Origin of the sequence: Pseudomonas sp. 2995-1, assembly GCF_002742505.1 — a bacterium.
GTDB lineage: Bacteria > Pseudomonadota > Gammaproteobacteria > Pseudomonadales > Pseudomonadaceae > Aquipseudomonas > Aquipseudomonas sivasensis.
Genome location: NZ_LJSA01000053.1, coordinates 1 through 232, shown reverse-complemented (window position 1 = coordinate 232; position 232 = coordinate 1). Strand labels below are relative to the sequence as shown.

1 protein-coding gene is annotated in these 232 nt (G+C 38.8%); it reads right to left on the bottom strand.

Annotated features, from left to right (window positions below):
- Window positions 1-232: hypothetical protein (locus AOA61_RS31055; protein ID WP_158234773.1), on the bottom strand; the 232-nt coding region annotated here is incomplete at both ends.

Below are 232 nucleotides of genomic sequence, written 5' to 3'. Positions count from 1 at the left end.
TAGTAGGTATCACCCATGTAAACATTCCATAGATTTGTAGTGGCTCTGGTTCTGTTTCATATTGATTAGAATCATAATCATATCCATCTGCATATTGAAGTCCTGTGATCTCTTCTACGATATAAATGGCCTCCCACGGACCAACCATATACTCCTCCGACATTCCACCACCAACATTCATGGCACCTTCTAGAAGAGAAATAATAAAGTAATGTCCATCATCTGTTACATC